The 7,388-nt window shown below is 62.4% G+C and carries 6 protein-coding genes; 3 read left to right on the top strand and 3 right to left on the bottom strand.

Translation table 11 applies throughout. The features are described 5' to 3' along the window. Window positions 1-560: sterol desaturase family protein (locus AB1346_10980; protein MEW6720962.1), on the bottom strand; the 560-nt coding region annotated here is incomplete at its 3' end. Between the two features lie 122 nt (window positions 561-682). Then, complete coding sequence (locus AB1346_10975) at window positions 683-2,227, bottom strand: hypothetical protein (GenBank protein ID MEW6720961.1); 1,545 nt, start codon at window positions 2,225-2,227, stop codon at window positions 683-685. Between the two features lie 158 nt (window positions 2,228-2,385). Between AB1346_10975 and AB1346_10970 the strand changes: the two genes are divergently transcribed. The 3 genes from AB1346_10970 to AB1346_10960 are packed head-to-tail and all read left to right on the top strand — an operon-like array spanning window position 2,386 to window position 5,447. Then, window positions 2,386-3,894, top strand: a complete 1,509-nt coding sequence (locus tag AB1346_10970) for a DUF4832 domain-containing protein (protein MEW6720960.1) — start codon at window positions 2,386-2,388, stop codon at window positions 3,892-3,894. Between the two features lie 34 nt (window positions 3,895-3,928). Next, window positions 3,929-4,765, top strand: coding sequence for an ATP-grasp domain-containing protein (locus AB1346_10965; protein ID MEW6720959.1), 837 nt, complete (start codon window positions 3,929-3,931; stop codon window positions 4,763-4,765). Window positions 4,766-4,820: 55 nt separating this feature from the next. Then, window positions 4,821-5,447, top strand: coding sequence for a hypothetical protein (locus AB1346_10960; protein ID MEW6720958.1), 627 nt, complete (start codon window positions 4,821-4,823; stop codon window positions 5,445-5,447). 47 nt (window positions 5,448-5,494) lie between these two features. Here AB1346_10960 and AB1346_10955 read toward each other — a convergent pair whose 3' ends face one another. Then, a complete protein-coding gene (locus AB1346_10955; protein MEW6720957.1) occupies window positions 5,495-7,243 on the bottom strand; it encodes a hypothetical protein in 1,749 nt (582 codons plus the stop codon). Window positions 7,244-7,388: the final 145 nt, after the last annotated feature.

The following is a 7,388-nucleotide window of genomic DNA, read 5'->3' as shown; positions in this document are numbered from 1 at the left end:
CGGAGCCATCGATCCACTTCCGTGTTCATCCGTATATTGCCGTGATTGAACTGGGACGTGGCGTTCAGGATCACCTCGAACGCGACGACCGCCGCCGCGGACGGGCCGATCAGAGCGATCGCCGCCAGCTTGATGCCGGTGGAGACGAGGATCTCGATGGGGTGGAATCGGTTGCCGGTGGTGACGTCGATGTCTAGATCGGTGTGATGCATCCGGTGCAGTCGCCAGAAGACCGGGAGAAAATGGGACAGCACATGCTGGAGATAGATGACGAAATCGAGGGCGATGACCGCCAGGGCGATCTCGATCCAGTTCGGGAAATCGACCCGGTTCAGGATCCCCCAGCCGAGTTCCTGCGCCATGAGCGCCATGCCGGCGGGCAGCAGAGGAACGAGCAGGCGGACCGCCATCGTATCGATGGCAACGATGGCCAGGTTTGCGGCCCAGCGCCTGGATTTCCTGTCGGTCAGCTTCCGGCGGGGAGCTGCCGCTTCCCAGGCGGCAACGGCCGCAAGGACGACCAGAAAAGAGGCAAGGCGGATCGCCGGTTCGCCGTTCATGTCTATTCCCCCCGGACCGTTCCTCGTGAGCGGCACGCCCGTGTTCCAGCATCGGAAAGATGCATCGCCCGCGGGTCGGAGCGCCCCTCGACGCATGCGTAAATGCAGGGATGGCGGGCGACCTATCGCGGGATCGAATAGTGCCGTTTCACTGCGTCCTTCAACCAACCCGGAACGAATCGATTGAAACCCAGTTCCCTGCAACGTTCGATATACGGCGGCAGCAGAGCGTTGACGGGAACGGACAACACCTTGGGCCACAGCGCGACGCAGAGTCTTCTGAAGAGCTCCGGACGGTCGTGGTCTCTATACTTTTCGTCCACTGAAAGCATGTCCATCAGGAGTTGCCGGCAGTTGAAAAGCGCAAGTGCTTCCTGGGCGATATCCCATTCGAGCTGCACCACCGCCACAAAGTTACCTGCCCAATGTTCCCAATAGAAGAGATCAAGAACATTGACATTCTCCAGATTCCGCGCATCCGACAACCAGTCCTCCCAGGCACCGACGACGAACTTGTTTGCCTTGAACTCGTCCTGATACTGCCAGGAATGAAAGTGCACCAATGTCAGAGGTGTAACAGGCTGGTTCGCGGGGACTCGAAAACGTACGCGCGCGATTTCCGCCGCGTTCCCGGTTACGCGGACGGGCCCCGGCCGGAGAGAATGAAAAACGCCCTGCGCCATCCTGCCCTGTAATTCGTGCGCACAAGTCACATTGCTTGTGTATATTTCCTTGAAATCGGGATCCATGGTTTCCGGATAGTCGACCATGATGTGTTTGATCCCGAGCTTGCCTGCAAGCTTGGGCGGATTTATTTCGTCGGGACTGCCGCGCCATCGTCGCAGGGTGAAACACTCGATCTTCCTGGAAATATCCCGTGATGACGCGAGAACCACCCGGGAGTCCCAACCTGAAGAAAGGGATAGTGTCAGCTCGAAGCGCCGGTCCGCGGCTTTCATCAATCCCCGAAGTTGATCGCCGACTTTCTGCACAGCCCGATCCGGATCGAGCCTCCCCAGGGGTCGGTCCGGCCAGAAGCGGCGGGCAACACCGCTCTGGAGATCAAGAACGTGATTCGGGAGCAGATGACTTATCTCCCGATACGGCGTGCGGTCGGCGGGCCAAAGATACTCATCCCACAATTGATAGGCCTGGGAATTGATGCAGCGCGTGACGGCTTCCGGATCCATTTCCAATCCCAGAATGCCGGCTATTGCCCCGGGCTGGGAGGCGCACCATATCCCCCCCCGGATCCGTCCGTTGGTGTAGACCGCTTGACGCAGCCCCATCGGATCGTTCAGGAGCCATGTTTCCTCCCCGTTCGACGCCACAAGAATCCACCTGCCCCCGTAAGGACAGGTGAGTTCCGGAAACAACGACATTCGATTGCGATGAGAAAGTTCCCGCGCCAGGGAGCCGACGATATGCCGATCATCGCGCTCCGGGCGAGACGGATCCAGGATGTAGCCGAGCAAGGTGACCTGCCATCCGTCGCAATCCTCCTGCACGACCGGCAGATCCGGGCTTACGGTGAACCGCAGTTCACTCCTTCCGGCAACAACATGATGGCGCCACCCCTCGAGTGACTCTGCATGGCGGGGGCCCAAAAGAAACTGTCTTCGAAGGTAGAGACGTCGTCTTTGGTACTTCCCGTCGCCTTCCTTCATATTGGTTCTCTTCCGGCGATGACACGCCCGGACGTGCTCAAACGACGGTTCGCGCCGTTTCCCGCTCAATCCACATGTTAAAACGTTCCCTCCCCCGCGGCAAGGATAACACCCTTCGAGGAGGAGCGTTCGATCTGGTATCTTTGGGAATCATGCGCGTGGAACCGAACGCCCGGTGGCGCATCCTTCTTCCGGTCATCCTGCTGGCCGCGGCCGCCGCGCTTCCCGCCTGCCGGGGGACGGACGGGCGCCTGAAACGCGCCGTTCCGGAGCCGTCCCCGGTCCGGGAAGCCCCGACCGTGGTGACGGTGCGGCCGGTCGAGATCGACGACGTCCTCTACAATCCGGGGATGGGGCTGGCCGATTTCCATTTCGGGGCGGGATGGGGAATACCGCCACCCTCCATCGAAAGCTATCCGCGCCAGACCGTCGCCTACTTCCGGTGGACCTGGAACCGGCTCGAGCCGTCCGAGGGGCGGTACAACTTCGCCCTCGTGGACAACGTGATCCGTAGGGCGCGGTCCAAGGGGGAGGCCCTCGCCTTCCGGATCATGAGCGTGTACAAGGGCTCCACGCCGAAGTGGCTGCTCGAAAAGGGGGTCGCGTCCGTCGCGGTCGGCGGGGACGCCTTTCCCGATCACAACGACCCGGTGTTTCTCGATTACCACGAGCGGCTCGTCAAGGCGTTCGGCCGCCGGTACGCGGGGTCGCCGGAGATCGATCACGTGGACATCGGCACGGTCGGCTGCTGGGGGGAATGGAACACTGCCTGCTGCCAGGGCGAGGCGAAGAATATCTGCCGGAAGTACTACCCCACGGCGGAGAACCGGCGCCGCATCGTCGACTGGTACTTCCGGTATTTCCCGGACACGCCGCTCGTGATGCTCCAGGGGGGGCCCGTCGAGTACGCCGCCTCCCGGGGGGCCGGCTGGCGCGGGGACTGCTTCGGAGACTACGGGATCTTCGGACCGAAGTGGAACCACATGGACGACGTGTACGGCCGAACCGTCCGGATCCCGGCGGTCCGCGACGCGTGGAAGAAGGGGCCGGTGCAGTTCGAAACGTGCGGAGTCATGAGGAACTGGTACGACCGGGGATTCGACATCGACCGGATCCTCGAGAAGGGGCTGGAGTGGCACGTATCGGTGCTGAACGCGAAGTCCTCGCCCGTGCCGGCCGCGTGGCGCCCGAAAGTCCTCGAGTTCCTCAAGAAAGCCGGGTATCGCTTCGTGCTGCGGGAGCTCTCCCATCCCGCCCGGACGCCCCCCGGCGGTTTCCTGGCCGTTCGGTCCCTCTGGGAGAACAAGGGAGTTGCACCCGTCTATCATCCGTGGCCGCTTGCGTACCGGATCCGGGCAGGCGGAACCGACAACGCGGCGGCGTCCTGGAGAAGCTCCGCGGACCTCCGGAAATGGCTGCCGGGGACCCACGAAGTCGAAGACCTCCTCCAGATCCCGGCCGGCGTACCTCCCGGCACCTACTCCCTGGACGTAGCGGTCCTGTCGGAAGACGGCGCCTCGGCGCACGTCGATCTCGCCATCGAAGGGAAGCGGCCGGACCGGTGGTATCCCGTCTCCTCGGTCGCGGTTCCGTCCCGGGAGCTCTTGCGAGTTCCGACTGAATCCCCATTTATTAAGCCCCTTCCCGTTGCGTCACCGGGATGGTAGGGTATGCAGGACCCATGTTCCGAGGGGGGGCGTCATGAATGCCATGACCTGGATGGACCGGCTGGGGGAATCGTACCTGCTCGTCAGGCGGAGGTACGTGTCCACAATTTCCGGCCGCCGCACGTTCCGGATCCTCTTCTCGAAGAAGGACGACTGGGAGCCCGCCATCCGCAAGGACTTCCGGTACACGCGGCACGAGCTGACCTTCGACGACATCACCGCCGAAAACGTCAAGCGGCACGATCTCATCGTCCCCATCGCCATCGAAGACATCCTCTTCCTCGACGGGATCCGGGAGCTGGTCCGGAACAACCCGATCCCCATCCCCTCGGCGGAGAGTGTGCGGCTTTGCGACGACAAGTACCGGTTCAACAAGGCGATGATCGAGAGCCGGTTCGCGGTCCTGATCCCGAAGATGGGCAGGAGCCTGCTCTACCCCTACATTCTGAAGAAGCGGTCCGACGGCTTCGGCGCAAACTCGCATATCATCACCTGCCGGGAGCAGGAGGACGCGCTGCGCGAGAAGGTCGAGAGCGAGGAGTACTTCTGCCAGGAGATCGTCCGCGGAGACAGGGAGTACACCACGCACATGCTCATCCGCGAAGGGAGGACGGTCTGCCACATCAACCTGGAGTTCGCTTACGACCGGGATATGTATATCAAGGGGCCCGACAAGCCGGTCGCCATCTCCCGGACGGAGTGCCCGTACCTCGACCTCTTCGGATCCATCCTGCGGCACATCGGCTTCGAAGGCCTGTGCTGCTTCAATTACAAGGTCGCCGGCGGCCGGCCGATGCTCATCGAGATCAATCCCCGCTTCGGCGCCAGCCTGAGCGCGCACTTCTTCTCGTTCGTCCGACGGCTCTCCTGAATTATCCGGAGAAATCAGGGACCCCATGGAAAATGTCAGGAAGTGGTTTCCGGCGTTGCCGATACCGGCGGATCTCCCGGCGTTGCTGCTGAAAACGTACCTGCCGCCGTTCGCGTTCTTCTCGATGTTCGTGGTTCTGCGGTTCTCCCGGGACATTCCGCTCTACTATTTCACGAAAGATCCGCTCGCCCTTGCGGAAGCTCCTTTCTACTACGGCATCCTCTCGAACGCCGGGATCCTTCTGTGGTGCTCCGCGGCGGTGTTGTGCTTTTTCTGCAGCTTCGCCCTGGGAAAAAAAGACAACGAGTTCCGGTCCTATCTCCTGCTTTCGGGAATCGTAACGACGGTCTTGATGACCGACGACATGCTGCAGGTCCATGAGCACATCTTTCCGAATCTTCTGCAGATCGGAGAAACGTGGGTGCAGCTTTCCTACTTCCTGATGATCGGGGCTTACAGCGTCGTATTTTTCAGAAAGATCGTGAAAACGAATTTCCTGTTCCTGATTTTCGCCTACATGTTCTTCGCGTTGTCCATGTACTCGGATACGCTCCCTCACGGGGCGTCGGGCCACTTCTACATCGAGGACGGATCCAAGTTTTTCGGGATCTTCAGCTGGTTCGCCTATTTTCTGCAACTGTGCTCGAAGCTGGTTGCGGAACGGGCCCGGCCGGTCTCCTGAAGGCATCGACGCGAAGGCGAGGATCCGGATGACCGGGGGCCGGGGGATCAGGAACCGCCGGCGGTGACCTTCGCCCTCTTCCCGGCCGCGTCATATGTGAACGTCGAATCGCTCCCGGATATGAAGAACAGGCTGTAGGACCCGGTCGTATCGGCGCTGAAATCGTCCAGGAATCCAGGCTCCATCCGGATGTTGTCGTAGTACGCGTCCTGGTCCGAGGTCCACACCTCGAAGTAGACCAGCGGATTGGACTGATCGTTCGAGGAAAGGGTCGCCGTGCCTCCGAACGCTTCGACGGTGGCCTGCGACTGGTCCATCGTGATCCGGATCGCGTACGAGCCCCCTTGGGAATACGGGTGCGTGAACTCCGCGCTGTCGACCACGACCCCCCTGCGGACCTTGATGAAGGATCCCCGGGTCGGATCCGACGCGCTCCGGGTCGAAAACTCGAAATAGGTCGTGGGCGTGTCCATGATGCGGATGGCGATATGCCCGCCGTCGCCATGCTCGGCGATGGGGTGGAAGTCGATGGTGAACACCCCCGAACCGCCGTACGAGGTGAACATCTTGCTGAAGATGATCCCCTGGCTCGGTTCCTCACCGGCCGGCGTGGTGAAGCAGAGGATCTCCCCGCTCGAGCTCCCGTTGGCGTTGGAGGCCACCACACGATAATAGTAGGTTGTGGACGGAGTAAGGTCGTCTACAGGGACGGCCATCGCGACATCCGAGGTCCCGCTTCCGACCGGTTGCTCCCCGACCTCCCGCGCCCCGGCCAGCCCGGAATCGACGCCGATGACGATGCGCGCGGTCGTCGCCAGCCCGTTCGGGTTCACTGTTGCATTGAGCGTGGCCGATCCGGCGGAAACGCCGGTCGGCTCCAGCGTCGACGCCGTCGGCGCATCCGCTTCCGCGGTCGTGAAGCCGGCGATCGCGCCGTAGGTCGTCCCGGCCGGATTGACCGCCACCAATCTGTACCGATATGTGGTGGCCGGCGCGAGTCCGGAAAGCGCCGCCGCCACCGGGACACCCGCAGTGCCGCTGCCGATCGCGTTGTCCGCCGTCGGGGTCGCATCGGCAAGGGACGGGCTCGTTCCCCACTGGAAATAGGCGACGGTCGCCAGCCCTTTCGGATCGGCGACGCCGTTGAGCGTGGCCGCGCCGGCGGCGATGCCGGTGGCGCCCAGCGTCTGCACCGACGGCGGCGAATACGCCACCTCCGTCGTGAAGCTCTTTATGGAACCGTAGCTCGTCCCATAGGGATTCGTCGCCACCAACCGGCAGTAATACACGGTGGACTGGGACAGGCCGGAAAGGGAGGCGGAAACCGAAACGCCGGTAGAGCCGCTGCCGACCGCGTTGTCGACCGTCGGGGTCGCGTCGGCCAGAGTAGGGCTCGTTCCCCATTCGAAATGAGCGGTCGTCGCCGGCCCGTTCGGGATGACGTTCCCGTTGAGCGTGGCCGCGCCGGACGTGATTCCGGTCGCATCCAGCGATTGGACCGTGGGAGCGCTTGCCGGGGTCGCCGTTGTGAAACCCTGGATCGCGCCGTAGGTCGTCCCGGCCGCATTCGTCGCCACCACCCGATAGTAATACGTGGTGGAAGAGGCCAGTCCGGTGAGAGAGGCCGTGAACGAAGCATCCGACACGCCGTTCCCCACCGACTGGTCCGGTGTCGATACGGCGCCTGCCATGCCGGCGTTCTCGCCCCACTCGAAATGGACGGTGGTGGCTTGCCCGTTCGGGTTCACGCTCCCGTTAAGGATCGATGCATTCGCGGTGGTGCTTGTGGCCGCCATGGTGGTCGCCAGAGGTATCTGGTCGTTTTGTCCTGCGGCAGGGCTTCCTCCTCCGCCGCAACCGGCCAGGAAAACGGGAAGGACCAGGAAAAGGATCCGGAGAGTCGCAGGGACCTGTTTGGGGGCAACCATTTGCGTTCATTTT

Source organism: Thermodesulfobacteriota bacterium, assembly GCA_040758155.1.
Lineage (GTDB): Bacteria > Desulfobacterota > Deferrimicrobia > Deferrimicrobiales > Deferrimicrobiaceae > UBA2219.
Note: the sequence above shows the minus strand (reverse complement) of the source record. Positions and strands in the feature narration are given on the sequence as shown.